At 63.3% G+C, this 24,810-nt stretch carries 25 protein-coding genes; 11 read left to right on the top strand and 14 right to left on the bottom strand.

The window, feature by feature from the left end:
* Window positions 1-2 precede the first annotated feature (2 nt).
* A complete protein-coding gene (locus I7X13_RS00315) occupies window positions 3-815 on the top strand; it encodes a LytR/AlgR family response regulator transcription factor (protein ID WP_198073923.1) in 813 nt (270 codons plus the stop codon).
* Window positions 816-839: 24 nt separating this feature from the next.
* Here I7X13_RS00315 and I7X13_RS00310 read toward each other — a convergent pair whose 3' ends face one another.
* The 3 genes from I7X13_RS00310 to I7X13_RS00300 form a co-directional block, all read right to left on the bottom strand.
* Entirely contained in the window at window positions 840-1,640 is an 801-nt protein-coding gene (locus I7X13_RS00310; RefSeq protein ID WP_233454620.1) for a LytR/AlgR family response regulator transcription factor, read from the bottom strand.
* A gap of 107 nt (window positions 1,641-1,747) precedes the next feature.
* Window positions 1,748-2,860, bottom strand: coding sequence for a sensor histidine kinase (locus I7X13_RS00305; RefSeq protein ID WP_198073921.1), 1,113 nt, complete (start codon window positions 2,858-2,860; stop codon window positions 1,748-1,750).
* 83 nt (window positions 2,861-2,943) lie between these two features.
* Window positions 2,944-3,654 (bottom strand): hypothetical protein, encoded by a 711-nt coding sequence (locus I7X13_RS00300; protein WP_198073920.1) that lies wholly within the window; start codon window positions 3,652-3,654, stop codon window positions 2,944-2,946.
* Between the two features lie 238 nt (window positions 3,655-3,892).
* Here I7X13_RS00300 and I7X13_RS00295 point away from each other — a divergent pair, with 238 nt between their 5' ends.
* Window positions 3,893-4,570 (top strand): outer membrane beta-barrel protein, encoded by a 678-nt coding sequence (locus I7X13_RS00295; RefSeq protein WP_198073919.1) that lies wholly within the window; start codon window positions 3,893-3,895, stop codon window positions 4,568-4,570.
* A gap of 11 nt (window positions 4,571-4,581) precedes the next feature.
* Here I7X13_RS00295 and I7X13_RS00290 read toward each other — a convergent pair whose 3' ends face one another.
* Complete coding sequence (locus I7X13_RS00290; protein WP_233454619.1) at window positions 4,582-5,154, bottom strand: dihydrofolate reductase family protein; 573 nt, start codon at window positions 5,152-5,154, stop codon at window positions 4,582-4,584.
* Between the two features lie 243 nt (window positions 5,155-5,397).
* Between I7X13_RS00290 and I7X13_RS00285 the strand changes: the two genes are divergently transcribed.
* Entirely contained in the window at window positions 5,398-6,447 is a 1,050-nt protein-coding gene (locus I7X13_RS00285) for a TonB family protein (RefSeq protein ID WP_198073918.1), read from the top strand.
* A gap of 36 nt (window positions 6,448-6,483) precedes the next feature.
* Here I7X13_RS00285 and I7X13_RS00280 read toward each other — a convergent pair whose 3' ends face one another.
* The 3 genes from I7X13_RS00280 to I7X13_RS00270 form a co-directional block, all read right to left on the bottom strand.
* Entirely contained in the window at window positions 6,484-6,624 is a 141-nt protein-coding gene (locus I7X13_RS00280) for a hypothetical protein (protein WP_198070173.1), read from the bottom strand.
* 54 nt (window positions 6,625-6,678) lie between these two features.
* The gene (locus I7X13_RS00275; RefSeq protein WP_198073917.1) at window positions 6,679-7,164 is read right to left on the bottom strand and encodes a hypothetical protein; all 486 of its coding nucleotides are present in this window, start codon (window positions 7,162-7,164) and stop codon (window positions 6,679-6,681) included.
* Window positions 7,165-7,274: 110 nt separating this feature from the next.
* Complete coding sequence (locus I7X13_RS00270; RefSeq protein WP_198073916.1) at window positions 7,275-9,509, bottom strand: TonB-dependent receptor; 2,235 nt, start codon at window positions 9,507-9,509, stop codon at window positions 7,275-7,277.
* A gap of 339 nt (window positions 9,510-9,848) precedes the next feature.
* Between I7X13_RS00270 and I7X13_RS00265 the strand changes: the two genes are divergently transcribed.
* The 4 genes from I7X13_RS00265 to I7X13_RS00250 all read left to right on the top strand — a co-directional run bounded on the left by I7X13_RS00265 (window position 9,849) and on the right by I7X13_RS00250 (window position 13,484).
* Window positions 9,849-11,159 carry a PAS domain-containing protein gene (locus I7X13_RS00265; protein WP_198073915.1) on the top strand — a complete coding sequence of 437 codons (1,311 nt, stop codon included), beginning with the start codon at window positions 9,849-9,851 and terminating at the stop codon, window positions 11,157-11,159.
* 101 nt (window positions 11,160-11,260) lie between these two features.
* Entirely contained in the window at window positions 11,261-11,620 is a 360-nt protein-coding gene (locus tag I7X13_RS00260; RefSeq protein WP_198070169.1) for a hypothetical protein, read from the top strand.
* 136 nt (window positions 11,621-11,756) lie between these two features.
* Complete coding sequence (locus I7X13_RS00255; RefSeq protein WP_198073914.1) at window positions 11,757-13,082, top strand: PAS domain-containing protein; 1,326 nt, start codon at window positions 11,757-11,759, stop codon at window positions 13,080-13,082.
* A 51-nt stretch (window positions 13,083-13,133) separates the two neighbouring features.
* Window positions 13,134-13,484: a hypothetical protein gene (locus tag I7X13_RS00250; protein ID WP_198070167.1), complete on the top strand. Its 351-nt coding sequence runs from the start codon at window positions 13,134-13,136 to the stop codon at window positions 13,482-13,484.
* Window positions 13,485-13,568: 84 nt separating this feature from the next.
* On the opposite strand, the gene I7X13_RS00245 is transcribed toward I7X13_RS00250, so the two are convergent.
* Window positions 13,569-14,336, bottom strand: a complete 768-nt coding sequence (locus I7X13_RS00245; RefSeq protein ID WP_198073913.1) for a TatD family hydrolase — start codon at window positions 14,334-14,336, stop codon at window positions 13,569-13,571.
* A gap of 153 nt (window positions 14,337-14,489) precedes the next feature.
* On the opposite strand from I7X13_RS00245, the gene I7X13_RS00240 reads away from it, so the two are divergent.
* Together I7X13_RS00240 and I7X13_RS00235 are read left to right on the top strand one after the other, a co-directional pair.
* On the top strand, window positions 14,490-14,879 hold the full coding sequence (locus I7X13_RS00240; RefSeq protein WP_198070165.1) for a BlaI/MecI/CopY family transcriptional regulator: 390 nt from the start codon (window positions 14,490-14,492) through the stop codon (window positions 14,877-14,879).
* On the top strand, window positions 14,863-16,371 hold the full coding sequence (locus tag I7X13_RS00235; protein WP_198073912.1) for a M56 family metallopeptidase: 1,509 nt from the start codon (window positions 14,863-14,865) through the stop codon (window positions 16,369-16,371). Before I7X13_RS00240 ends, I7X13_RS00235 begins: the two co-directional genes overlap by 17 nt.
* A gap of 138 nt (window positions 16,372-16,509) precedes the next feature.
* Here the strand turns inward: I7X13_RS00235 and I7X13_RS00230 are convergent, their stop codons facing one another.
* Genes I7X13_RS00230 through I7X13_RS21845 form a run of 5 tightly spaced genes read right to left on the bottom strand, consistent with a single transcriptional unit; the run spans window position 16,510 to window position 21,476 of the window.
* Window positions 16,510-17,628: a glycosyltransferase gene (locus I7X13_RS00230; protein ID WP_198073911.1), complete on the bottom strand. Its 1,119-nt coding sequence runs from the start codon at window positions 17,626-17,628 to the stop codon at window positions 16,510-16,512.
* Window positions 17,625-18,305, bottom strand: a complete 681-nt coding sequence (locus I7X13_RS00225; protein WP_198073910.1) for a polysaccharide deacetylase family protein — start codon at window positions 18,303-18,305, stop codon at window positions 17,625-17,627. Before I7X13_RS00225 ends, I7X13_RS00230 begins: the two co-directional genes overlap by 4 nt.
* The gene (locus tag I7X13_RS00220) at window positions 18,305-18,850 is read right to left on the bottom strand and encodes a hypothetical protein (RefSeq protein WP_198070161.1); all 546 of its coding nucleotides are present in this window, start codon (window positions 18,848-18,850) and stop codon (window positions 18,305-18,307) included. The genes I7X13_RS00225 and I7X13_RS00220 overlap by 1 nt, the downstream gene beginning before the upstream one ends.
* A 59-nt stretch (window positions 18,851-18,909) precedes the next feature.
* Window positions 18,910-20,070, bottom strand: a complete 1,161-nt coding sequence (locus tag I7X13_RS00215; protein WP_198073909.1) for a glycosyltransferase family 4 protein — start codon at window positions 20,068-20,070, stop codon at window positions 18,910-18,912.
* The gene (locus I7X13_RS21845; protein WP_317191527.1) at window positions 20,067-21,476 is read right to left on the bottom strand and encodes an oligosaccharide flippase family protein; all 1,410 of its coding nucleotides are present in this window, start codon (window positions 21,474-21,476) and stop codon (window positions 20,067-20,069) included. The genes I7X13_RS00215 and I7X13_RS21845 overlap by 4 nt, the downstream gene beginning before the upstream one ends.
* A gap of 211 nt (window positions 21,477-21,687) precedes the next feature.
* On the opposite strand from I7X13_RS21845, the gene I7X13_RS00205 reads away from it, so the two are divergent.
* Together I7X13_RS00205 and I7X13_RS21840 are read left to right on the top strand one after the other, a co-directional pair.
* Window positions 21,688-22,770 carry a GumC domain-containing protein gene (locus I7X13_RS00205; protein ID WP_198073907.1) on the top strand — a complete coding sequence of 361 codons (1,083 nt, stop codon included), beginning with the start codon at window positions 21,688-21,690 and terminating at the stop codon, window positions 22,768-22,770.
* An 8-nt stretch (window positions 22,771-22,778) separates the two neighbouring features.
* Window positions 22,779-24,251, top strand: a complete 1,473-nt coding sequence (locus tag I7X13_RS21840; protein WP_198073906.1) for an O-antigen ligase family protein — start codon at window positions 22,779-22,781, stop codon at window positions 24,249-24,251.
* Here I7X13_RS21840 and I7X13_RS00195 read toward each other — a convergent pair.
* Complete coding sequence (locus I7X13_RS00195; protein ID WP_198073905.1) at window positions 24,248-24,802, bottom strand: DinB family protein; 555 nt, start codon at window positions 24,800-24,802, stop codon at window positions 24,248-24,250. The two genes, I7X13_RS21840 and I7X13_RS00195, sit on opposite strands and share 4 nt — an antisense overlap.
* Window positions 24,803-24,810: the final 8 nt, after the last annotated feature.

The raw sequence follows: 24,810 nt of genomic DNA, 5'->3' as shown, positions 1-24,810 counted from the left end.
CCATGACCGTTCTCCTCCTCGAAGACGAGTACCCCGCCGCCGAGCGCCTGCAACGCCTGCTGCTGCAAGCCGCCCCCAACGCGCAGGTGCTGGCCGTGCTTGACACCGTGGCCGGCGCTCTGACCTGGCTGGCCGCCCACCCCGCGCCTGACCTTGTTCTGAGCGATATCCAACTGGCCGATGGGCTCAGCCTCGAAATCTGGGAGCAGGCCGTAGTGCCCAGTCCGGTCATCTTCACCACCGCCTTCGATGCGTATGCCATCCGCGCCTTCCAGGCCCACAGCGTGGCCTATCTGCTGAAGCCGGTGAAGCTGGCCGAGCTGCAAGCTGCCCTGGCCAAGCTGCAGCAGTGGTCAACATTAAGGGTTAGAAGTGAAGAGTTGAAAGTTGATGCGACAGATTCTGCAGTTTCAACTCCTAATTCTTCACTCTTAGCCCTTAATTCCATCGAGCGCATGCTCGATACCCTGCGGCCCTACAAAACGCGGTTTCTGGTGCGGCAGGGCGAGCAGATGCTGCCCCTGCCGGTGGCCGAAGCGGCTTGGTTTCTGAGCCGGAACGAAACTGTGACGCTGGTGGCCACCGACGGCCGTCGCTTCGTGCTCGACTACACTTTAGAGCAGCTCGAAGGCCTGCTCGACCCGGCCCGGTTCTTCCGACTCAACCGCCAAATCATCGCCCAATTGCCGTCCGTGCGCCGCCTGCACCCACATTTCGGCGGCAAGCTAATGGTCGAATTGCACCCTGCCCCGGCCGAAGAAATCCTAGTGAGCCGCGAGAAAGCCCCCGCCCTGAAAGCCTGGCTGGAGGGGTGAGCAGGACGTTTTTTTACCCTGACGCTACCTATCCAGCCAGCTCTTGAACACGTTCACCTTCTCGCGGCTCACCAGCACCTGGGCATCGGGGGCGGTGGGCTTGAGCACGGTTTGCAGGCGCGAGTTGGCGTAGTGGATGATGTCTTGAATGGCCGACTGCTGGGCCAGGTAGGCGCGATTGAGGCGGAAGAAGCGACGCGGGTCGAGCAGCGTTTCGAGCTGGTCCATCGTGTAGTCTACCACGAACTTGCGGCCCTCGGTGGTTTGCAGGAAGGTAGCTTTTTCGAGGCTGAAGAAGTAGGCAATCTGGTCGAGCGGCACCACTTTCAGGTGCTCGCCCACGCGCACCACAAACTGGGTTTTGTAGCTGGCGGCGGGCGGCGCGCTCTGCTGCATCTGCTGCACGAGCTGGGCCAGCAGCGCGGGGTCGAAGGCCGGTGGGGCGGCGGCTGGGGCGGGCGCGGCGGGCAGGCGCTGGCGTAGCTTGGCAAGGGCGGCGGCCAGCTCGTCGGCATCGATGGGCTTGAGCAGGTAATCCACGCTGTTCACCTTGAAGGCTTGCAGGGCATACTGGTCGTAGGCGGTAGTGAAGATGACCGGGCAGCGCACCGCCACCTGCTCAAAAATCTCGAAGCTCAGCCCATCGGCCAGGTTGATGTCGAGAAACAGCACGTCGGGCGATATTTCCCGCAACAAGCTCACCGCCTGCGCCACCGATTCGGCCGTGCCGAGGATTTCGAGCGGCTCGGGCTGGCGGGCCAGCATGTCGGCCAGGCGCCGGGCGGCGAGGGGTTCGTCTTCAACGATGAGGGCAGTTAGCTTCATTATCACGGTTATCATTTAACATTTAACAGCCCGGCGTAAGTCGGATTCGGTGGGTGCCAACAGCCCCGCTGCAAACCTACCGGGTGTTAAATGATAAATGGTAATTGTTAAATGACTAAAAGCGGCAGCGTTACCACAAACTCGCCGTTCTCCTCCCCGCTCACCACCGGCTTGTCGGTGAGGAATGCGTAGCGGGCGGCCAGGTTGGCCAAGCCCCGGCCCGACGATTCGCCCGGGGCCAAGCGGCGCGGGCGGCGGGTGTTGCGCACGGTGAGGGTGTGGGCGGCCGGGTCCAGCGTCACGCGCAGGTGCAGCGGGTCGGTTTGGTAGGCGGCGTTGTGCTTGAGCACGTTTTCGAGCAGCAGCTGCAGGGCCAGCGGCGGCACGTAGTACGGGGTCACGGCGGCGGGTGGCAGGTCCATTTCCACGGCCAACGCCTCGCCGAGGCGGGTTTTCTGCAGGTACAGGTAGCTTTCGGCGAAGGCAACTTCATCGGCCAGCGGCACCAGCTCCTGGTTTTCGCTGTCGAGCACGTAGCGGTACACCTGCGAGAGCTGCCGGATGAAGCGCACGGCACGGGCGGGATCGTTTTCCTCCACCAGGCTGGTCAGCGCGTTCAGCGAATTGAACAGAAAATGCGGGTCCACCTGCCGGCGCAGGGAGTCGAGGCGGGCCACGGCGGTTTCCTTTTCGAGGCGCTCGACGCGCACCGTGGCTTCGCGCCAGCCCAGCAGAAAGGAGCGCGAGTGCATAAACAGCGAGATAATCACCGTCATCACCAGCGGGGCCACCACCTGCCCGGCCACGTTGTGCCGAAACGGAAAGAAGGGGTCCTTGTGCCATAGCACCACGGTAATGAACTCGCCCATCACCAGAATCACCGAAAACGAGGCCAGCACCGAGGCCCCCACCGTGAGCAGCAGGCGGCGCATGGGGCGCTCCGTCCAGCCCTGGTGCCGATTGAGCCAGTCGCCGGTGTAGCCATTGGCCAGCCACAGCCCCACAAAATACGCCAGCGAAATGGCAAAGCTGATGGCGTAGTTCACCGGATGCAGCCAGGGCTGGTGTTCGTTGGAAAACGCGAAGCCTGCCGTGCCCAGCAGTATCCACCAGCGCCGCTTCCAGATGCTGCGCAGCTGCGAGTGCTCGGAGGTCGTTATCCAGGGCTGGGCAAGGGGCGGGTGGGGCGGCAGCACGGCAGTGGGCGGGCAAGTTTCCATCAAAGTAAGGGACTGGGGGTAGATATGGAATTTAAAAGGCCCGGCAGGCTCATCTTACTGCCTAATTTCAAGCATCTACCACCCTACTTCGCGGCGGCCGTGGCGGGCGTTTCGTACTGCTTCAGGCGGACTTGCAACTGGCGCTCGCCCCAGCTAGGCATGAGCAGGCCGGCGGGCACAAAGGCGGCAAATTTGGCTTGGGCCTGCTCGTAAAGCGGCTTAGCAGCCTCGGCCCCGCCGCCGAACATCTTGGGCGTGAAGTACACGTTGTTGGCCTCTACCAGGTAGGGACGCGGGTTGGCGGGGTTCATGGCCTGGGCCTGGGCCACGGCTTCGCCCACCATTTCGGAATATTGCTGCGAGCGGGCCATGGGCGCAATGCTCAGGCGGGCCTGGTAGAGGTAGGCTTGCAGGGTGAGCAGCTCCGAGGCATCGCCGTGCAGCTGGCGGGCCTGGCCGAGGGCCGCTTCGGCCTGGTCGAGGGTTTTGTCTTTGGTGTCGCCGTCCTCCTTGCTCGTGAAGCTATTCACCACCAGTGCATACGCCTGGTAGTAGCGGGGCAGCCAGTCGGTGGGGGCCACGGTGGCAGCGCGCTCCAGCTTGGCCGCCACGGCCTTGAGGGCGGCCGGGTCTCCGGTGCTCATCAGCTCGGCGATGGTGGCGCTCATCATCGTGGTGTAGGCATCGGCAGGCGCAGCGGCTGTGGCAGCCGGAGCAATAGCAGCCGGTTGGGCCTGGGCGCTGGCGGCGAGCGAGGCGGCGGCGAAAGCGAGGGTGAGAACGAGGGTTTTCATAAAATGAGGGCTGATGGTGTGAGTGAAGGAATGGTTGCCGTGATTGATGATTCAAAGGTGGCAGCGGGCCGGGCCGGTCGGAAATGGGTGTTCCCGAAGCGTCGGATGAAGGGGATGAACCGTCGGCCGGGACCGACCAGCGGGCGGCGCTTTTGTGCGGATTTAGGTTTCGGCCGTGCAACGCTGGGGCCACCAGTGTGCTCTTGGCAATATTCTGGTCTCTTTCCGTTCTACATCCATGCGTTTCCTTACCTTCGCGCTCGGCGGCCTGCTCTGCACGGCCGCCCTGCCCGCCCTCGCCCAAACCACTACCGTTGCCGATGCGCCCACCGCCCGGCGCTTCTATATCGGCCTGGGGGCTTACCACAGCAACTACCAAAACCTGGGCGACCTGCGCTATGGCGACACCGGCTTCCGGGTGCCGGTGCAGCTCACGGCCGGCTACCAGCTGCGGCCCCGCCTAGCCCTGGAGCTGGGCGCGGCCTACTGCGGGCGCACCAGCAGATACGCCTATGACGGCTATTTTTACGATGGCTCCGGCGCGGCCGTTTACTATCAATACAGCAATACCTACACCGTGCGCACCACGTCGGTTTCGGCCCTGGCCCGCTATACCCTCACGCGCCAGCCTGCCCACCGGCTGCAGTTCGATGTGCTGGGCGGCGTTGGACTGGTGCACGCCGCGCGCTACTCCCGCGGCACCCAAATCGACAGGTTTTCCGGCAGCACCCAATCGGCGCCATTTGCTGTCCGCAACGCCACCAACAACTGGCTCCTCACGGCGGGCCTGGCCGCGCGCTACCGCCTCAGTTCCCGCTTCGAATTGAATTTCGACATCACCACCAACCGTGACCTTACCCGCCCCGACTTTATCGGCAGTGCCGCGCTGGGCCTGCGCTACCGGTTTGGGCAGTAGCGTTGATAGCCTTACTGCAGCGCTCCTACATACCGGTACGTGCTGACGAGCACGCCCGAAGGCGTGGCCTGCGAGCCGACGAAGGCTAGCTCGCGCGCGGTGATGCTGTCCGAAAACAGGCGCTTGCCCTGGCCCAGCAGCACCGGGTACGTTAGCAGCACCACCTCATCCACTAGCCCCGCGTCGAGCAGCGCTGAGGTCAGCGTGGTGCTGCCCCACACCACGAGGTCGGGGCCGGCGGTGGCCTTGAGGGCACGAATGGCTTCCGCAATGTCGGGGCCTACGCCCTGGGCCGGGCCCCAGACGAGGCTGTCGGGCCGGTGGGTGGCCACGTATTTGGTGGCCGTGTTTATTCCATTCGCAATCGGGGTATCGCCGGCGTTGGGCCAATAGCCGGCCCACAGGTCGTAGGTGCGACGGCCCAGCAGCAAATCGAAACGGCGGCCTTGGGCTTCGAGCACGGCGGCCAGCCCGGCCGGGGTGCGGTAGGGCGTCGTCCAGTCGCCGTGCGTGAATTGGGCGTCGTTTTCATGTTGGATGACGCCGTCTAGGGAGATGTGGGCCAGGATGCGGAGGTTTCTCATGAGAGTGCTGTTTGGGTGATTCAATGGCACAAAGGTGAATGGAACAAAGGTGAGGCAAAAGGCGTCCCCACAGCGGGGCCAATCGTGCCAAAAAAATGGGCCGTTTGCGCCGGCTGGTGGTTGTTTCCGGCCGAGGCCACCGGCTTCCCGGCGGCTGGCGCGACGGCAACGGTTGGTAATAGGGCCGGGCAGCCCGGCAGTAGCCATTTTCTGGTTCACCTTTGCGGCATGTCCCCATTTCTTATGTCCGGTCGGGCATTCCTACTACGCGGCTTTCTTCTCCTGGGGCTGCTTGGCGGCTACGGCGTCGCACATGTTGCCTCGGCCCAAAAATTTGGCCCCACCGAAGTCAATCCGCCCAATGTGCAGCAACTGCCCAAGCTGCCCGGCTGGGGCGGCCCCGAGGCCACCAAGCTGGCCATCGAGGAAGCCATTGAGTGGCCGCAGGCGGAGCCCCGGCCGGCGGGCCGCGTCGTCGTCCGGTTCACCATCGAGCCTACGGGCGCTATTGACAGCCTGCGCATCGTGCGCGGCCTGAGCGCCGCCGCCGATGCCGCCGTGCTGGCCGCCGTGCGCCGCCTTCCCGTCTTCGTGCCGGGCCGGCAGGGCGGACGGCCGGTGCGGGTGGCCTACACGCTGGGCGTGGCCCTGCCAACCCCGCCCGCTGGCCCAACCCTGGTCTGGGAACCAGAAGCGCCGCACCAGCAACAGCCCGCTGTCATCGAAGAACGCACGCGCCAGCAGGGCGAAGCCCAGCGCCTGCCGTGCGAGGCCGACAGCGCCTTCGTGCGGCGGGTGCTACCGGTGTCCTTCGCCCAGTCGAACGACCTGCTGGCCTACTCCTGGCGGCCCAGCGCCTTCGGCAAGCAGCTATTTTTCTCGGTACCGGGCGGCGACCGCGACGCGTACGGCAGCGCACTCTTTGTGCTCGACCCCTACCAGCCGGACACCTACCGCGTACTTGTGCTGCCCATCGACTCGCAAGGCGATTTGACGTACCTGAGTGCGCTTTTCTTTACCGATGCCAACCACGACGGGCGCAAGGACCTGCTCGCACTCTCCTCATGCAGCCTGCGCGACCCGGTAAAAATAAACGGCCACTGGACGTACGGCCGCCGCACGCACTATCGCACCGACATCTGGCAATACCGGGACGTGGACCCCGCCGGACGGCCGCAGTACCAGCAAGCCCCCGAGCGCCCCGACCTCAACGAACTGGCCACGGCCGCCGAGGTACGCCAGGCCTTGGCCCGGCCTGCCCGGCCCAAAGCCGCACCGAAAGTGCGCCGCTAGCACCGTAGTGTGGACTCGCAGAGTCCACACTACAACTCAGTCCGGCCGCGCATTCAAATCCATTTTTGTCTTATTTATCGAGATGAACACCCACACGAACAGCATGCGCGGGGCAGGCGGCAGCACGGTCGCGCTGCGGAATCGCCCGCTGGCATCGGGCGTGGCTGGAGGGGCCATTATCCCGTAACTGCTTACCGAGGGCTTGCTCCTACTTCAGGCACCCACCCGCGGCTACTTGGCGGCGTACGTAACCGTTTGGGTCCACATCGTTCCGTCAGGGTAGGTCTCGTTATAAGTCAGCGCCAGGGTAGTTGCGGTAAGGGTTGTAATCTTATTGCTCTTGGTGGCGTTGCTAAACAGGATTTCCGTTTCGTTAGCGGCGAAACTCCAGGTGTTAGTGCTGGACGTTGCGGGCTGCGGGCATTTTATCGGCCCATCGTCTACCGTAAAGGTCCGGTCGGCATTGAAACGGGTCAGGTCGTCTAGATGGCAGGGGTCAAAGAAGGACGCGGGTGTGCTGGTGGAGGTGGTCACAACACCCGCCGGGGTTGTCAACTCGTCCTTGATGGTCTGCATGCTCCACCCCGGAGTGGTCAGCCATATTTCCCGTTGCGAACGGGTATCGGGGGCCGGCTCTTGATGCTTCTTGCAGGCGGTGAGCCCCAGCGCGCCGCCGGCACAAAGGGCCAGCGTCAATCTTCGTAACGAAATAGGCATATGTGGAATTGACAGTGGATGGTGGGCCTGCAACGTGCCCCGCCACACGATTATTTCACGGACCAACCACATTTTCTCTCCGGCTGGCACGGGCCAACTGCCAGCTGTCCTTAATCCGGCCGCGCGTTCAAATCCACTTTGGTCTTATTTATCGAGATAAACACGCCCACGAACAGCATGCGCGGGGCGGGCGGCAGCACGGCGGCGCTGCGGTACTGCCCGGCGGCATCGGGCGTGCCGGCGAAGGTGTAGCCATATATATTCTGGCGATTCAGCACGTTTGAGGCCGAGACGTAGACGATGGTGAACTGCTTGAACCAATGGGTGAGGTAGCTCACGTTGAGGCTCAGGTCCTGGTAGGCGGGCAGGGTGGCCTGGTTGTAGCCGGGCAGGTTGGGGTCGAAGTAGCGGCGGCCGCTGCCGTAGCTGTAGGTGAAGCCGAACTGGGTGTGCATCCGGGCCACGTAGTACTTGCCCACCACGCTCAGGTTGTGCCGGGCGGCAAAGGTGGGGATGGCCGCCACGGGGTCGGCGCGGTACTGGCGGCGGGTGTCGAGGAAGCCATAGCTAAGCCAGTAATCGGCCATTTTAAAGGTACTGCGGTCGCGGAACAGCACGTCGAGGCCGCGGGCGTAGCCGCTGCCGGCGTTCTGGTAGCCGACGGGGTTGTAGATGTTAGCGCGGTCGTAGGTGACGAGCTGGCGGTAGTTTTTCTGATAGAGCTCGGCGCGCAGGGTGCGGTCGTGCACGGTGCGCTCAAACAGGAGGCTGTAGTGCTCGGCTCGCTCGAAGTTGAGGGCGTGGCTGATGCGCAGCAGGTCGGTAGTAGGTGTCTGGTAGAAGTAGCCCCAGGCGGCCGAAAGCTGGCTGTGCTCGCCGGTTTTGTAGGCCAGGCCCAGACGCGGCGCGGCATTGAACTGGTGCAGCAACGCCGAATACTCGGCCCGCGCCCCCACCCGGGCGGCCAGGCGGTGGCTCAGCACCATCTCGCTTTCGGCAAAGCCGCTGCCGCGCTGCTCATCCACGGCCAGGGCCAGCGTACTTGCTTCGGCCGACGACTGGTACTGCTGGCGGTAGCGCTGGGCGTATCCTTCGAGGCCCATTTTAAGGTTGAACCAGGTGCTGGCCGAGTCGTTGGTGAGCACCACCCGCGCCACAGCCGACTGGTCGAGGTCGCGCACGCGCTGCGCGTCGGTCCGAATCAGGTTGTCGTCCACAGTCAGGGCCAGGCCGGTGTTCAGGCTCCAGCCGCGCACGAGCGGAGTGCGGTAGGTGGCGTTGAGGTAAGCATTGTCGTTGGCCAGCGTGATGGGGTGGCCGTCGGCAGCGTAGGCGGGGCTGGGGTCGGGCTGGCGCAGGGCCAGGCGCTGGCGGCTGTAGGTGCTGTAGATTTTCAGCATGCCAGCCTCGCCTGCTTTGTGGGCCACTTTGAGGGAGCCACCCAGGACCAGCGGGGCCTTGTCCCAGCCCAGGTTCTGGGGCACGAGGTTGTAGTAAGGCGCGAGGTTGGTGTAGTCTGCGCTCACGGCCACCGAGGTGCGTTCCCAGCGCCGGGTGCGCCCGAGGCTGCCGCCCACCGACATCAGCGAAATGCTCGACTGCGTTTCGGGGGCCAAATCCGTCGAGTTCTGCACCACCACCGCACTCAGCGCCTGCCCGTACTCGGCCGAGTAGCCGCCCGTGCTAAATACCAGCCCTTTGAAGAGGAAAGGCGAAAACCGGCCGCGCGAGGCTACATTGGGCACCGCACCGCCGTAGGGCGTCTGCACGGGTAGCCCGTCGATGTAATACTTGGTTTCCGAGGCCGCCCCACCGCGCACGAACAGCTTGCCGTCCTCGCCCACCCGCGTGGTGCCGGGCAGGGCATTCAGCGCGCCGGCCACGTCGCCGAGCGCCCCGGCCGTGGTCACGATGTCGAGGGGCTTGAGCAGGGTGCCGCGCTTGGCATCGCTGGCTTCGAAGGCCCCGGCCGTCACCACCACGTCGCCTAGGGCGGCAGGGTTGAGCTTCAGCCGAATGTTGGGCAGGCTGATGGCGCCTTCGCCCAGCGTCACCAGCAGTTCCTGCGGCACGTAGCCGATGAAGCTCACCACCAGCACGGCCGGGCCGGCGGCGCGGTCGGTGCGAAAATCGAAGCGGCCGAGCGAGTCGGTGCTGGCCCCGTCGAAGGTGCTTTTCAGGAACACGTTCACGCCGGGCAGGGGCTGGCCGGTGGCATCGCGCACCACGCCGTGCAGGCGGGTTGGTGCCGTGGTGGATTGGTGGGCTGGTGGAGTAGCGGTTTGAGCTAGGACGACGTGGGCGGCGCTCAGCAGCAGGAGCAGCGGCAGTAGCGAAGTTTTCATGGCGGCGGGTGTTTTGATGGCTCAAAAGTGCCCGCAGGCTGACCCGGTGTTCAACTTCCTGTTACCGAACCGTCGGATGGTCCGGATGAACCGTCGAGCCGAACGATGGGTTGAGCAAGAGCTTCTGACTCTATAGCCTCAGAAATTGGATAATTCCAACCGAATTGCCGCTTAACTCGTATTCTTGTAGAACGAAGCTCCTCTGTTGGCAACAATGGGCCCGGGCTTCCAGTGCCCTCCGCCCCTGCTTGGCGGCCTAAACCATCCTTCCCCGCCTTCACGCGCCCCTCACCACTGTCCGCTGATACTTGTGGCGCCACTATCCATTTAGCCCGCCTCATGGCTGATACCTCCCTGCCCATCGATTACCAGGCCCTGTTTCACGCCCTCCCCGGCTCCTACCTTTTGCTGGCCCCCGATGGCACCGTGCTCGACAATTCTGACCAGCACGTAGCCGTGTCGCTGCTGCCCCGGGCGCAGGCCGTGGGCCGCAACATTTTCGATGCCTACCCCTCGGCCCCTGAAAGCCAGCGCGACCTGGCCGCCTCGCACGAGCAGGTGCGCCGCACCCTGCGACCCGACACCATGCCCCTGCTGCGCTACGACCTGGAGCGCCCCGCCGAGTTGGGCGGCGGCACCGAGGAGCGGTACTGGCAGCTCACCCACTTCCCCATCCTCGACGCCCAGGGACGGCTGCAATACATCCTGCAGATTCCGCAGGACGTGACCGAAGCCCACCGGGCCAGCCGGGCTGCCACCCACGCCAAGCAGGCCCTCGACGAGTCGGAGCAGCGCACCCGGTTCATCCTCGAAAGCCTGCCCGTGCTGGTGTGGACCAACCGCCCCGATGGTACCCCCGACTACTTCAACAACCGCTGGCTGGAGTTCACGGGCAAAACCCAGCAGGAGATGCAGGCCATCGACTGGGCCGAAATAACGCACCCCGACGACCGGACCGGCCTGCAACAGGCCTGGGCAACGGCCCTGGCCAACGGCACCCCTTTCCAGCACGAATACCGCCTACGCCGCCACGACGGCCAGTACCGCTGGCTGCTTATCCGTAACTCGCCCCGACGCGATGCCGCTGGCCACATCACCATGTGGGTGGGTGCAGCCAACGACATCCACGAGCAGCGCCAGATGGTGCAGGAGCTCCTGACGGCCAACGAGCACCAGGCCGCCCTTTCCGAGCAGGCCTACCAGCAGTACCAAAAGGCCGAAAGCCAGCGCGAAACCTATGAAAACCTGTTTGCTCAGGCCCCGGCCCTCATCTGCATCCTGCGCGGGCCCGGGCACCGCTACGAGTTTGTGAACCCGCGCTACCAGCAGGTGTTTCCGCACCGCCAGCTGGTGGGCCACACCGTGGCCGAAGCCCTGCCCGAAGTCAAAGACCAGGGCATTATGGAGCTGCTGGACAAGGTGTATCAGACCGGCGAGAGCTTCGAAGCCCATGAGCTGCCGCTGCAGTTGGAGCGTGACGCCGGCGGCCAGCTGCGCACGGGTTACTTCAATTTTACTTATCAGCAATTCCGCGAGAACGACCAGCCGGCCGGCATCATGGTGTTTGCCTACGAAGTCACCGACCTCGTGAAGGCCCGCCAAGCCCTGGAAAAACTCCGCAATACTGACCCCGATTTGCCATTGGCCTGATTTGTGGTAGGCCGCCCGCAACCATTGTTGAGGTTTGCGGCTCCTCTGTCGCCGCTTCTTTGCCTTTTGGCCACCCTTCTATTCTTTCTACACCCTTCTCTATGCCTCTTACTTCGTTCGACTTTCAGCAGGCCCGCGTGAAGCAGGTGCTCTTTAAGTCGCGGCTGCGCTCCGTGCTCTACGGCGTGCGAGAGGCCGAAGCCAGCCTCTTTTCGCCCCAGGAAAACCCGCTGGGCCAGTGGCTGCACACCGTGCTCCAGCCCCAGCACGGCGCCCACCCCGAGGTGCGCGAGCTCGACCGCACCGTGCAGCAGATGCTGCGCACCGGCCAAGACTTGGCCACCCGCTACCAGCGCGGTCACATCGAGGAAGCCCGCACCGGCCTCGACCAAATCAACACCTTTGCCGACCACATCGAAACCCTGCTCCTCTCCCTGGAGCGTGGCCTGGCCGCGGCTTAAGCGCCGCTGGCCGGCTTTGCGCAGTGCGCAGCCGGCCGTACTTTTAAGGCTCCGAGGGCTCCCGTTTTAGTTTCGGACCGCCGGCCTTTTCTGCTTGTATTGTATTGTATTGCGTTTCCTCTCCCCGTTTGACCCAATGACTGCTTTCGTTGCTTCCCCCGACTATCAGCGCCTGTTTCGCTCCCTGCCCGAAAACCTGCTGCTGATGTTGCCCGATGCCACCATCGTCGACAATACCGACGGCCACGTGGAAGCATCCCTCAAGCCCCGGGCCGAGGTAGTGGGCAAAACGCTGTTTGAAGCCTTTCCGTCGGTTGACCAGAACGAGGGTGATGTCATTTTTCAATCGCATGAGCATGTGCGCCAGCACCATGCGCCGCACACCATGCCCCTCATTCGCTACGACCTGGCCCTGCCCGCCGAGCAGGGCGGCGGCTTCGAGGAAATGTATTGGCAGGCTACCCACTACCCCATTCTGAACGAGCAGGGCGAGCTGGAATACATCCTGCAACGCACCCAAAACGTGACCGAGGCCCACCGCGCTGCCCAGCGCGCCGCTCAAGTGCAGCGCGACCTCGACGAAGCCCAGGACCGCACCCGTTTCATCCTCGAAAACCTGCCCGTCCTCATCTGGACCGCCGATGCCGCCGGCCAACGCGACTACTTTAATTCCCGCTGGCTCACTTTCACCGGCAAGCCCCTGGCCGAGCAAACCGGCCTGCAATGGGGCGAGAGCCTGCACCCAGAAGACCGCGACCGTGTGCTCGCCGCCTGGCTCACCTCCGTGAAAACCGGCGACCCCTATCAAGTCGAATACCGTCTGCGCCGCCACGACGGCCAGTACCGCTGGATTTTGGTGCGGGCCGTGCCCCGCCGCGATGCCGAGGGCCGCATCAACCTCTGGGTGGGCGGTGCTACCGACATCCACGAGCAGCGCCAGATGGTGCAGGAGCTCCTCACCGCTAACGAGCAGCAGAACACGCTGTCCGAGCAGGCCTACCAGATGTACCAGAAGGCCGAAAACCAGCGCGAAACCTATGAGAATCTGTTTCAGCAGGCGCCGTCCATGATTTGCATTCTGCGCGGGCCCAAGCACCGCTACGAGTTCGTGAACCCGAACTACCAGCAGATTTTCCCGCACCGCCAATTGGTGGGGCACACCGTGGCGGAAGTGCTACCCGAGGTGAAAGACCAGGGCATTATCACCATCCTCGACGACGTATTCCGAACCGGCGAAACCTTCCATGGCAACGAGATGAAGCTGCAGCTGGAGCGCGACACCAGCAACGTACTCAAGGACAGCTATTTTAATTTCATCTATCAGCAGTTCCGCGAAAACGGCCAGCCGGCCGGTATCATGGTCTTCGCTTTTGAGGTAACCGACCTGGTGAAAGCCCGCCAAGCCCTAGAGCATGTGCGCGACGCGGCCACCGATGCCCTTGGCACTGCCACGGCCGGCTAAAACCGGTGTATCTTTGCGGTCCTTTCTGCTCGACTTTTTTTCAGCCCCAGCATGCCACTTTCTTCTTTCGACTTTCAGCAAGCCCGCGTAAAGCAGGTGCTGTTTAAGTCGCGGTTGCGCTCGGTGCTCTACGGCGTACGCGAAGCCGAGCCGGCCCTGTTTTCCCTCACCGAGAACCCGCTGGGCCAGTGGATTCAAACCGTGCTCAAGCCCCAGGCCGCCGGCCAGCCCGCCGTGCGCGAGCTCGAACACGTGCTCCAGCGAATGCTCAGCACCGGCCAGGACCTGGCCACCCGCTACCAGCGCGGCCACCTCGAAGAAGCCCGCGCCGGCCTCGACCAGGTCAACGCCTATTCGGACCAGATTGAAGGCCTGCTCACCGACTTGGAACGCGCCGCGTAGTAGCAGTTTTAGAAATAAAAACGTCTGTCATCCTAAGCACTGCGCTCAGGATGACAGACGTTTTTATTTCCAATAACCCGATTACTACAGATTAAACAGCGCCATTGCGTTGCGCGTGGTGGCTTCGGCCACCTCCGCTTCGGGCAGGCCCAGCAATGCGGCCACCCGGCGCAGCACCAACGGCAGGTAGGCTGGCTCGTTGCGCTTGCCCCGGTGCGGCACGGGGGCCAGATACGGGCAGTCGGTTTCGAGCAGGAGATGCTCCAGGCCGATGCCGGGCAGTACCTTATCGGCCCCGCCGTTCTTGAAAGTGGCCACGCCGCCGATGCCCAGCTTGAAACCCAGCTTGATAACCTGCTCGGCCTCCTGGGGCGTGCCCGAAAAGCAGTGGAACACGCCCCGCAGCGTACCGTCCTGCGCGGCTTCGACCAGCGCCACGGTTTCGGCGAAAGCTTCGCGGGTGTGCAGCACGATGGGCAGGTTGTGCTTTTTAGCCAGGTCGAGCTGAATTTTCAGGGCCTGCTGCTGCTCGGCCAGTAGGGTTTTATCCCAGTGCAGGTCGAGCCCGGCCTCGCCCACGGCGGCGAAAGGCCGACGGCCCAGCCACGTTTCCACTTCGTACAGCTGCTGTTCAAAATTGCGCGTGACCGAGCACGGGTGCAGCCCCATCATGGCGAAGCAGGTTTCCGGGGCCTCAGCCTCCAGTTCGAGCATGGCGTCGATGGTGCTGTGGTCGACGTTGGGCATGACGATGGTGCGCACGCCCGCTTCCTTGGCGCGGCGCAGGGCCTCAAGGCGGTCGGGCCGGAACTGTTCGGAGTAGAGGTGAGCGTGCGAATCGGTGATGTGCATAGTGGCGCAAAGGTCGGGCGAAGGCACGGGCCGACAACTATTTTGCTTGCTAAAAAGCAGCCGACGCGCTCAAAAACGGATATCAACGTATAAATCAGTTTTAAAACTTAATAACAAGTTTTTAAACTGATTTATACGTTATACATTTGACACATGGAAGAACTAACCAAAACGGAAGAGCGCATCATGCAGGCGCTCTGGAAGCTGAAAAAGGCTTTTGTAAAGGACGTTATCGACCACTTGCCCGACGACCCGAAGCCGCCCTACAACACCATTTCATCGGTGGTGCGCATTCTGGAGCGCAAGGGCTACGTGGGTTTCAAGGCCTATGGCAAAACCTACGAGTACTTCCCGCTCATCAGCAAGATGGAGTACCGGGCCGCAAGCCTGAAGCGGATGCTGGCGCAGTATTTCGATAATTCGCCCACGGCGCTGGTGTCGTTCATGGTAGAAGAAACCCTGAGCCAGCGCGAGAAACAGCAGTTGCTCGACCTGCTCCACGATTCCGAAAACGGCCCCAAACCCGATGGCGATGCTCACTAGCTTTTTGCTTTATCTGGCCGAGGCCAGCTTCTGCCTGATAATATTTGCTCTGGCCTACCGCCTGCTGCTAGCCGGCCTCACCTACTTCGCCTGGAACCGGGCCTACCTACTGGGTGCCCTGCTGGCAAGCGTGGTAATTCCGCTGGTGGGCTTTCCGGGCCTGGCGGCCTGGCTGGCCAACCCAGCCGCCGCGCCGGCCGTGGCCCAACTGCCGCTCCGCCTCAACTGGCAGTTGAATGCGCCCTTGGCCCAGGCGGTGGCTACGCCCACGCCCAACGGGCCAGATTGGCTGGCGATGTTGCTAATCGGGGCGGTGATTCTTTACGCGTTGGGGGCGCTTTATAAGCTGGTGCGGGCCGTGCGCAATGTGCGGACGTTGCGCCGGCTGGCCCGGCAGAATCCGCAGACCGATTTGGGCACCTTCGCCATCGTGCATCTGCCTGAGGCCAGTATGCCAGCCTTTTCCTTTGGGCGGCACGTGTTTTTGTCGCCGCTACACGAGGCGCTCAGCCCGGCCGAGCGTGAGCAGCTGTTGCTGCACGAGCAGGTGCACGTGCAGCAGCGCCACACCCTGGATTTGCTCTTGGTGGAGGCACTGGGCGTGATGTTCTGGTTCAACAGCGCGGTGGGCTACATCGGCCGGCAGCTGAAAGTGGTGCACGAGTACCTGGCCGACGCGGCCGTGGCCCGCACCCAGGCCAGCCCTGCCCCTTACGGCGAACTGCTGATAAAGCTGGCCGCTCAGCAATTGCCCTTTGCCCTGGTTCATGCCTTCTCCCACAAACAAATTTTTCTACGAATCCAAATGCTCACTCAACCAACTTCCTCTCCCATGAAAAAGCTTCGTTTTCTGTTCATTGTGCCAGTTTTTGCCTTTACCTGGGCGGCCACGGCCTGCGTCGGTTCGCCGGCTCCGGAAACTGCGGCTCCGGCCGAGGCACCGGCCAATACCACAGCCGCACCGAATGCGGCAGCGGGCCGCATTGGCCGCATTGGCCGCATCAGCTGGCAGGGCAACACGTATCTGACGGCGACTGAACTGAACCAGGCCCTGGGCCTCAAAACCGGTGACGCCTACGACTCCGCCGCCGTGGCCCGCCGCCTGAGCTTCGACCCCAAAGGTGACGACGTAACCTCTCGCTACATGGACCACGGCTACCTGTTCTTCTCGGTAAGCCCGAAAGCCACCCGCCAGCCCAACGGCACTACCGACCTGACTTTCAACATTTCCGAAGGCCGGAAAGCACAGATTGGTCGCGTTAGCATCACAGGCAACACCAAAACCTCCACGGCCGCTCTACTCAAGCTCATTCCGTTGCGCTCAGGCGAAGATTTCAGCCGGGCCAAACTACTGGAAACGCAACGCATTTTGGCTCAGCAGGGAGAGTTCGACCCTAATAAAGTGGGCATCAACCCCGCGCCCGAAATGCGGCCTAATGAGCCTACCGACCTAGTGAACATTGCACTGGTAGTAGTTGAGAAAGGGAAGTAGCCTCATTTCCACCACGAAAAATTTCCCGCAGTGGTCGCAGTGAAAAAGGGCCGTGTTCCGCAGTGTCGTCCAACGAATAGCACTGCGAAACACGGCCCTTTTCACTGCGCCCACTGCGGGAAATAAGCATCTGCTCAACTACTCGTAGCTCCTGCCCTTCCACACCACTTTCCCGCCGCTCAGCTGAAACACCAGAATAGCTGCCGTCAGTCCGAGCGTGTAAAGCTCGAACAACGGCAGCAGCCACCAGCGCAGCCGCAGGCCGGCCCGGTGGTGCGCCGCCGCCGCCAGCGCGCCCTGCACCAGCACTTTAGCGGCCCAGACGCCAAGCGCCACGGCCGGTCCAGCCATCATCGCTACACCAGCCAGCGCCGGCCAGAAGCCGCTGAAAAATAGCAATTCCAGCCGCAGACGTAGCGGCAGCCCTGCCACCCCGCGCAGCCAGCGCTTGCGCTGCCGTAGCAGCGCCGCCCAGGTAGGCATGGCCAACGAATCGGCCCGGATATCAGCCTGAAACACCTGCCGGAAGCCGAAGCCGGCCGCCAGCACCGCTTGAAACAAGGCAAAATCTTCGGTCACGGAGAAGGGCAGCGCTTCGTAGCCGCCGGTAGCCTCGTAAGCGGCACGGGTTACGAGCATGTTGTTGCCCATGGCCGTTACGGGGCGACCCAGGTCGCTCACCACTTGCACCATGCTCAGCGAAAGCAGCCAGTCGATGCCCTGCAATTGGTCGAACAGGCGCGGCCCGCGCACGGCCGTGATGCCCGTGACCGTGCCCACGCCCGGCGCGGCATGGGCCAGCAGGCCGGCTATCCAGGTTTTGGGCAGGCTGATATCGGCATCCGTAATGAAGAAGAATTCGGTGGTAGCCAAGCGGGCCAGGTGGGCCAGCACGTTGGCCTTGCCCCGAGCCCGGCCCCGGTTTTCGGTGATGGAAATCAGCCGAAACTGCCCCGCGAAGCCCTGCATGGCGGCAGCGGCCACGACTGCGGTGCGGTCCGTACTGCCATCATCGCCGACGAGAATTTCCAGCAATTCGGCCGGGTAATCCAACGCCCGCAGGCTGGCCAGGCAGCGCGGCAGGGCCATTTCTTCGTCGCGGGCGGCGATGAGAATGCTCACGCGAGGCAACGGCGCGGGCAGGCTGGCGGCCGGTTTGGTTCCGCGCCGGCTTGCGAAGCGCCACGCCGTGAATGCCATGCCCAACAGCCACAAGGCCAGGTAAATCGACAGAAAATTCAGCAGCAGCCCGCTCATAGCGTAGCAAACTGAAAGCCCTGCGCAGCCAGGTGGGCCAGCACCCGGGGCAGCACGAAGCGCAGCCGGGCACTAGCCTTGCGGCTGTCGTGAAACACCACCACATCGCCGGCCCGGATGGCTTCCAGCGCAAACCGCAGGCAGGTTTCCGGGCTCAGGCCGGGGTCGTAGTCCCGGGTGAGCACCGACCACATGATGACGCGAAAATCACGCCCCAGCGTGGGCAGCAGCGGCCAGGTAAGCCGGCCATATGGCGGGCGGAAAAGCGGAACAGCGGTTTGCCCGGCCTCCTTCAGCAGCTCATCAAGTTGAGCCTGACAGGCAGCCACATCGGCCAGGTAAGCCGTGCGAGCGGTGGCCCAGGCGCTGCGGTGGTGGTGGGTGTGGTTGCCGAGGCGGTGGCCGGCGGCCAGCGCGGCGCGGGCAATTTCGGGGTAGCGCACCAGGTTTTCGCCCACGCAGAAGAAGGTGGCTTTGGCTTGAAACAATGCCAACTGCTCCAGCACCCAGGGCGTTTCTTCGGGAATGGGGCCGTCGTCGAACGTGAGGTACACGACCGGCGCGCCGGCGTGCGTGGCGGCGGGGCCGGTCCACTCACAGCCGGGCAGCAGGGCGTGCAGCAGCCGGGGCGGGCGCGTGAGCACGGCCGCTTCGAGCCAGGCAGAGGCACCCGCCATCAGGAGCGAACGATGCGCATGAAGGGCACGCTGGTATCGGGCAGTGGGCCGAGCACGGTGGCCAGCGCTTCGAGGAAGGCCTCGGCGGTGTTGGGACGGCCGCCGGCGGGACCGCGCACTATGTGGCGGTGCACGTCGCCGGCCCATTCGCCTACCACGGTGGGCGTGCCGGCGGGGCCGCTCAGGCCCAGCGTGGCTTCGAGGGTAAAGTAACGAGGGCGCGTTTCCTCGGCTTCGGTTTCGGCGGGCTCGTCGTCCTCTTCGTACACGAGGGCCGAAAAATGGGCCTCCATGGTGGCCTGGGGCGCGGGCAAATGGAACAGGGCCGTGACGCGGCCGGCTACCTCGTGCCAGCTCAGGCGCAGGCCCTTGGGCGGCACGCGGTCGGCGGGGGCTACGTGTTCAGCCGCTTTGTCCCACACGTAATGCAGCAGCTCTTTGGCCAGGTACGGGTCGCTGAGCTCCCGGCGCACCGACGAAGGACGCCGCCACGCCAGCTGCGGCAGCAGCACGTGGGCGAAATTGTAGGGATGCAAACGGGCCATAACTAGGTGCAAAAGTACGGCCGGGCGGCGCTTCGTGCGGCATGTCCTGCCGCTTCAAATTACTGCTTATTGATGGCCTTTTCTATGGCCTGCCACAGCACTTCGGCACTTTGCGCCCACGAAAACCGGCTTAAATTCTCATGCCCCTGGGCTATCAGCTCTTGCCGTAGGCTCGCATCGGTCCACAAACGGGCCAGGCCGGCGGCAATGCTGGCGACATCACGCGGGTCGACCAGCAGCGCCCCGCCTTCCCCTGCCACCTCCGGCATCGAGCTGACACCCGACGTGAGCACCGGGCAACCGCTGGCCTGCGCCTCCACAATTGGAATTCCAAACCCCTCGAAATAAGGCACGTACACCGTGGCCCGGGCCGCCGCGTAGAGGCCGGCCAGCTCGGCATCGGCCACGCGGCCGGTGAAATGCACGGCGTTTTGGTGGCGCATCTGCTGATACGCCGCCAGGATGGGGCCGGCTTTCCAGGCCTTGCGGCCCACGATGAGGAGCTGGGCATCGGCCACGGCCGCGCCGCCGGTGGCTTTGAGCTGGTCGAAGGCGCGGAGCAGATTGCCCAGGTTTTTGCGTGGCTGCAGGGCCCCGACAAACAAAAAATACGGCTGCCCGTGGCTGAATTTCCGGCGAATTTCCCGCTGGCTTTGCTCCGATTGGGGTTGGAATAAATCGGCGGGCGCGTTGTAGGCCACGCTGATTTTTTCGGGTGCGGTGCCGTAGGTCTGCACGATGTCGGCCTTTGTGGCTTCGGACACTGCTACTATTTGTGCGGAGGCGCGGGCGAAACGAGGCGAGAAAAAGTGGTAATACTTGCGTTGCAGCAGGCCCACATCGAGCGGAAAATGCTCAAAAGCCAGGTCGTGGATGACCGTGACGCGGGGCACGCGGGTGTTTAGCGTGGTGAAGCCGTCGGGGCTGAGGAAGGCCGCCGGCCGGTGTCGGGCCAGCCACGCCGCCACTGCACCTTCAAACCACGCCACAAACAGGAACGGATGCCGCGCCGGCGGCTGCAATACGTGCGGCACTACGTTGGGCCCGAACAGGTAGCGGGAATCGTAAGCGCGGTCGAACAGGAAATGAAACGTGACCTCCGGGTGCTGCGCCACGAGGCGCCCCAGCGTCTCATAAGTAAAGCGGCCGATGCCTTCGAGGTGGTCGCCGGGCAGCAGGAAGCGGGTATTTACGGCGATGTGCAGTGGCGCAGAGGTCATGCTTTCTTGCCCGGAATAAGCTGGTTGATTTCGCTGCGGCGCACCAGGCCGGTGCCCAGCACAATCAGCCCAAATACCACGGCCATGATGCCCGCTTCCAGCCACCATTTCAGGTACAAGCCATATTGCAGGCCAGCCCACGCCCCGCACAGCAGCCCAAAACACAACAGCAGGCGGGCCAGCAGGCGGCCGGGCACGCCCACGCTGGTGCGCCGCGTCACCAGCACGAGGTAGCCCACCGACACCGCCGCCGCGCAAACCAAGGTATCGACGGAAGCCGCGACGGCCCCGAATTTGGGCAGAAAAATCAGGTTCAGGCCGATGTTGAGGGCAATGCTGAGGGCCACCAGCCAGCTCACGGCGCGCTCGTGAGTGGTGCTGGTGAGCAGGGTGCTGTAAATAGCAAAAAAGCCGTGGACCAGCACGTTGACGAATAATATTTTCAGGCAGAGCGTCATGCGGGCCACTTCGGCCGGGCTGCTGTGCTTGAACTGCCAGAACACCACCTCGCCCCGAAACAGGATGAAAGCCACTACAAAAAGCAGTGGCAGCGTCACGATGCGCTGCCCGAAGCGCAGCAGCTCACGCTGGGCTCCGGCATCCTTCGGCACGCTGGCAAACTTGGCAAAAAACAGCGGCAGCACCGTCCAGGCGTACATCATCACGGCATCGACCCAGCGGTAGGCCCCGGCGTAGTAGCCCGCCTCGGTGGGCGAGGCCAGGCGCTCCAGCATCACCATGTCGATGCGCTCGTTCACGCCGTAGAGCAGCGTCATGAGGGCGAAGGGCAGGCTGGCGCGCAGGGCCGTGCGGGCCACGGGGCCTTTCCAGCGGTATTTCACGCGGCCAAAAAACCGCGTCATCAGCCCATAAAGCAGCACTGTGGTGAAGGCCGCCGCGCCCAGCCGCGCTCCCACGTAGCGCGGCAGCGTGAGGCCCACCGGCAGCAGCGCCAGCACGGCCCCGAGCAGCAGGAATTTTTCGACCACCGAGAGCACGGCGTCGGTGTTAAATTTCTGATGGGCCTGGAGGGTACCGCGCAAAAACTGCCCGTACTGAGCCAGCAGCAGCGCCGCGCCCACGGCCGCCAGCAAGGCCAGCTCGGGGCCGCGGTAGCCCAGCACCCAGCCCACCACCAGCATGGCGGCCAGGGCCACAAAGTTGAGCGCGCCGCGCAGGGGCAGCAGCGTGGGAAAGGTCTCGGCCATGAAACTAGGCTCGGCCGCTACGCGCTGTACTGCGTAGGGTGTCAGGCCCAAATCGGAGAGGGCGGCCACTACCAGCGTGAGGGCCGACAGGGCCGTGACGAGGCCGAAGGTGGCGTGCCCGAGCCGGTCCTGCACCAGGTTTTCGACCACCACCCAGCCGGGCTTTACCAGCAGGTTGAGCAGGACGACGAAGCTGATATTGCCGAAAAACCGTTTGATGCTGGAGGGAAGGCTAGATTACGAAAAATGCGCCCCGACGCGTGGCGCGGGGCCCACAAAGCTACGCACCGCGCCGGGGCAGCCGCACTATTAGGTACGAAGGGCTATTTTCCGGCTATCTTTGCCGGCCGCTTTCCCGCTCCCTGCCCAACTAATTTTTGCAGGCGGAGCCAGCGGTTTTCCTTTCTGTATGTCCGCACCTTCTTTCTCGCTGGTGGGCCTGGGGCCCATTATCAACCGCTGGAAATATTTCGTGGCCGGCGCCGTGGCGCTGGCAGCCGTTGTGAGCATCGTTGTGGCGCTGCTGCTGCCCAACGTGTACCGCTCCACGGCCATCTTCATCCCCACCAACCCGCAAACGGCCGACCCCGACCGCTTGCTGGAGCCGGGCAGTCAGTCGGGCAGCAAGCTGGAGCTTGGCGGCCGGGCCGAAGACTTGGACCGCGTCATCACCATCGGCGAATCGCAACCGGTGGCCGAGATAATTATTAAGCAGTTCAATCTGTACAAGCACTATAAGGCCGGCGAACCGGGCGATGATGCCGTTGACAACTTCGTACTAAGCGAGTTCAGCAACAACCTGAGCATCGTGCACAACGAGCGCGACGCCATCGAGCTGACGTTCATGGACAAAGACAAGAAGCTGGCTGCGGCCGTGGCCAATGCCCTGGTCCACGCCATCGACTCGGTGAACCAGCAGTTGACGCTGGAGAACCGCCGCACCGTCCTCAACCTCTACCGCCAGCGCTACGACTACCTGAGCACCAGCTACGAGCGCAGCCGCCGTGAGCTGGTGGGTGCCCGCCACCGCTACGGCATCTTCGGCCTTGAAATGCAGGGCCGCTATATGGTGAAGCAGCTTATCGAAACCGAAGCGGCTCTGCGCAAGGCCGAAGCCAGCGGCGGCGACGTGGCCGGCCTCAAGCGCAGCCTCCGCGGCCTGACCCGCGCCGACGGCGGCAACCTCATCAACCTGGAAAGCTACGTGGCGGGCGCCGACTCGCTGGCCATGTTCACGACCCGCGTGGCCGACCTGCAGGGCCGCCTTATCGCCGCCCGCTCGGCTTTCGAAACGGCTGAGCTGAGCATCAAGGGCCGGCTTTCGAGCGTGTACCTGGTGCAGAAGGCCTACCCGGCCACCAAGAAATTCAAGCCGGTGCGCTCGCTCATTGTGCTGGGTTCCATGCTGCTCACCTTCGCGCTGTCGGTGGTGTTCATAGCGCTGCTCGAGCTGTACCGCTACAACCGGCCCGGGGCCGTGCGCCCGGCGTGAACCCGTCCGTGAACCAGCGGCTGGGCCGGCTCTGGAGGTCTTTCGATACGCCCCAGCTTCTTTTTATGGGGTTTGTGGGATTGTTGCTGGCCGGTGGCGCAGCAGCGGCCCTGGCCGAGATGCCGGCGCTGTTTCTACCGGCGCTGCTGGCCGTGGGCGTGCTGGTGGCCCTCGTCGAATGGCGCTGGGTCTACTACCTGCTGTTTTTCGTACTGCCTTTTTCGCAGGAAATCGGCCTGTTTGGCGGCTTGAGCATGGACGTGCCCTCCGAGCCGCTGATGCTGGTGCTCACGGCCTGCGTGCTGGGCGCCCTGATGCTGGGCGTGGGCCACATCCCGCGCCGCGAGCTGCTAAACCCGTTGCTGGTCGTTCTGGCCCTGATGCTGCTGTGGACGGGCGTCGACCTGCTGTTTTCGGTTGATACCCTCAAGTCCTTCAAATATTTGCTGGCCAAGGTGTGGTACATCGTGCCCTTCCTGCTGGGCACACTGCTTGTTGTGCAGCGGCCCAACGACACTTGGCGCTTTGCAGCGGTGTATGTGGCCGGGGCCGCCTTGAGCGTGCTCTACGTGGCCAGCCGCCACGCCACCAAGGGCTTCAGCTTTGCTGAAATTAACTGGGCGCTACACCCGTTTTTTCGCAACCACGTTATCTATGCCGCCATGCTGGCGCTGCTGGTGCCGTTTGCCTGGTTTGCCATTCAGGCCACGAGCCGGGGCGGTGTCCGGCTGGCGTGGCGCATAGGGCTGGGCGTCGTGCTGTTTGGCCTGCTCACTTCCTACACCCGCGCGTCCATCCTGTCGTTGCCCATCGCGGGACTTTTCTACCTGGTGATGCGCCTGCGACTCACGCGGGTGCTGCTGCTGGCCGTGGCCGTGGGCGTTACGCTGGGTGTGACCTACGTGGTAACCGGCGACCGATACATGGAATTCGCGCCTAACTATGAGCGCACCGTCTTCAACGGCCAGAATTTCGAAAAGCATCTCGAAGCCACCTACAAATTGCAGGATGTGTCGGGCATGGAGCGGGTGTACCGCTGGGTGGCCGCAGCTCGCATGATTGGCGACAAGCCCATCACCGGCAGCGGCGCGGCCACTTTCTACCCCGAGTACAAGCGCTACACGGTGAAGAGCTTCCGCACCTACGTGAGCGACAACCCCGAAAAATCGACCACGCATAACTACTTCCTGCTCCAGCTGGCCGAACAGGGAATTCCGGGGTTTCTGCTGTTTATCACGCTGATAGCCACGTCCCTCCTATTCGCCGAAAACCTCTACCACCGCTCCCGCGCACAGCCGGAAGTGCGCCGCGTGGTGCTGGCTGCGTCGATGTCGCTGGTTGTCATCATCTTCCACCTCACGCTCAATGAGCTGATTGAAGTGGATAAGATTGGGCCGATATTCTTCATCTGCCTGGCCCTCTTGGTGCGGGCGCAGTCGTGGCTGGAAGATGGTGCGGAAGCACCAGTGACGAAAGCTTAGCCTATCGCGCTGCACTCAGCTGCCACTTTCGCAATTTGGGCGAGGTGTCGTTCGGCATGCTTAGCCAGAAAGTAGACGAAATCATACACGTCCATTTTGCCCAGGTCATTCACGGTCATCGTGGTGCGGTATAGCACACCTTCGCCGTTGGGCAGACGGGCCAGCACGGCCTGGCACTGCGTCAATTGTTTCCGAAGCGTAGCGGCTATTTCTGTGCCCGTTTTCAGCCCTTGCGGTGCCATATGGTCGGGCCGCATCCAAGTAAAGGCCCCCGGCTGGCTAATCTCGTCAAGGCGTGCACGCGCCGACTGGCGAGCGGCCAGTTCTGTGGTCAGGTCCAGCCCTTGAGCATTTTTAAGCGCTTTCACTGCCCCTTTTTCGATTAGGATAAGCAGGAAATGGTTGGTTAGGGCAACGTGTTCGAGAATCTCGTCAATGCTCCAGCCACCGTTAGCCGGGTGGTAGTTCCGCAGGAAGGCCGGGGCCGCAAACCAATTGTTGAGTTCATCGAAGGCCGTGGTCAGCCGTTGGTTGATTTCGGCAATCAGCAAAGCAGGCA

It is taken from the genome of Hymenobacter negativus, from assembly GCF_016056375.1.
Lineage (GTDB): Bacteria > Bacteroidota > Bacteroidia > Cytophagales > Hymenobacteraceae > Hymenobacter > Hymenobacter negativus_A.
Note: the sequence above shows the minus strand (reverse complement) of the source record. Positions and strands in the feature narration are given on the sequence as shown.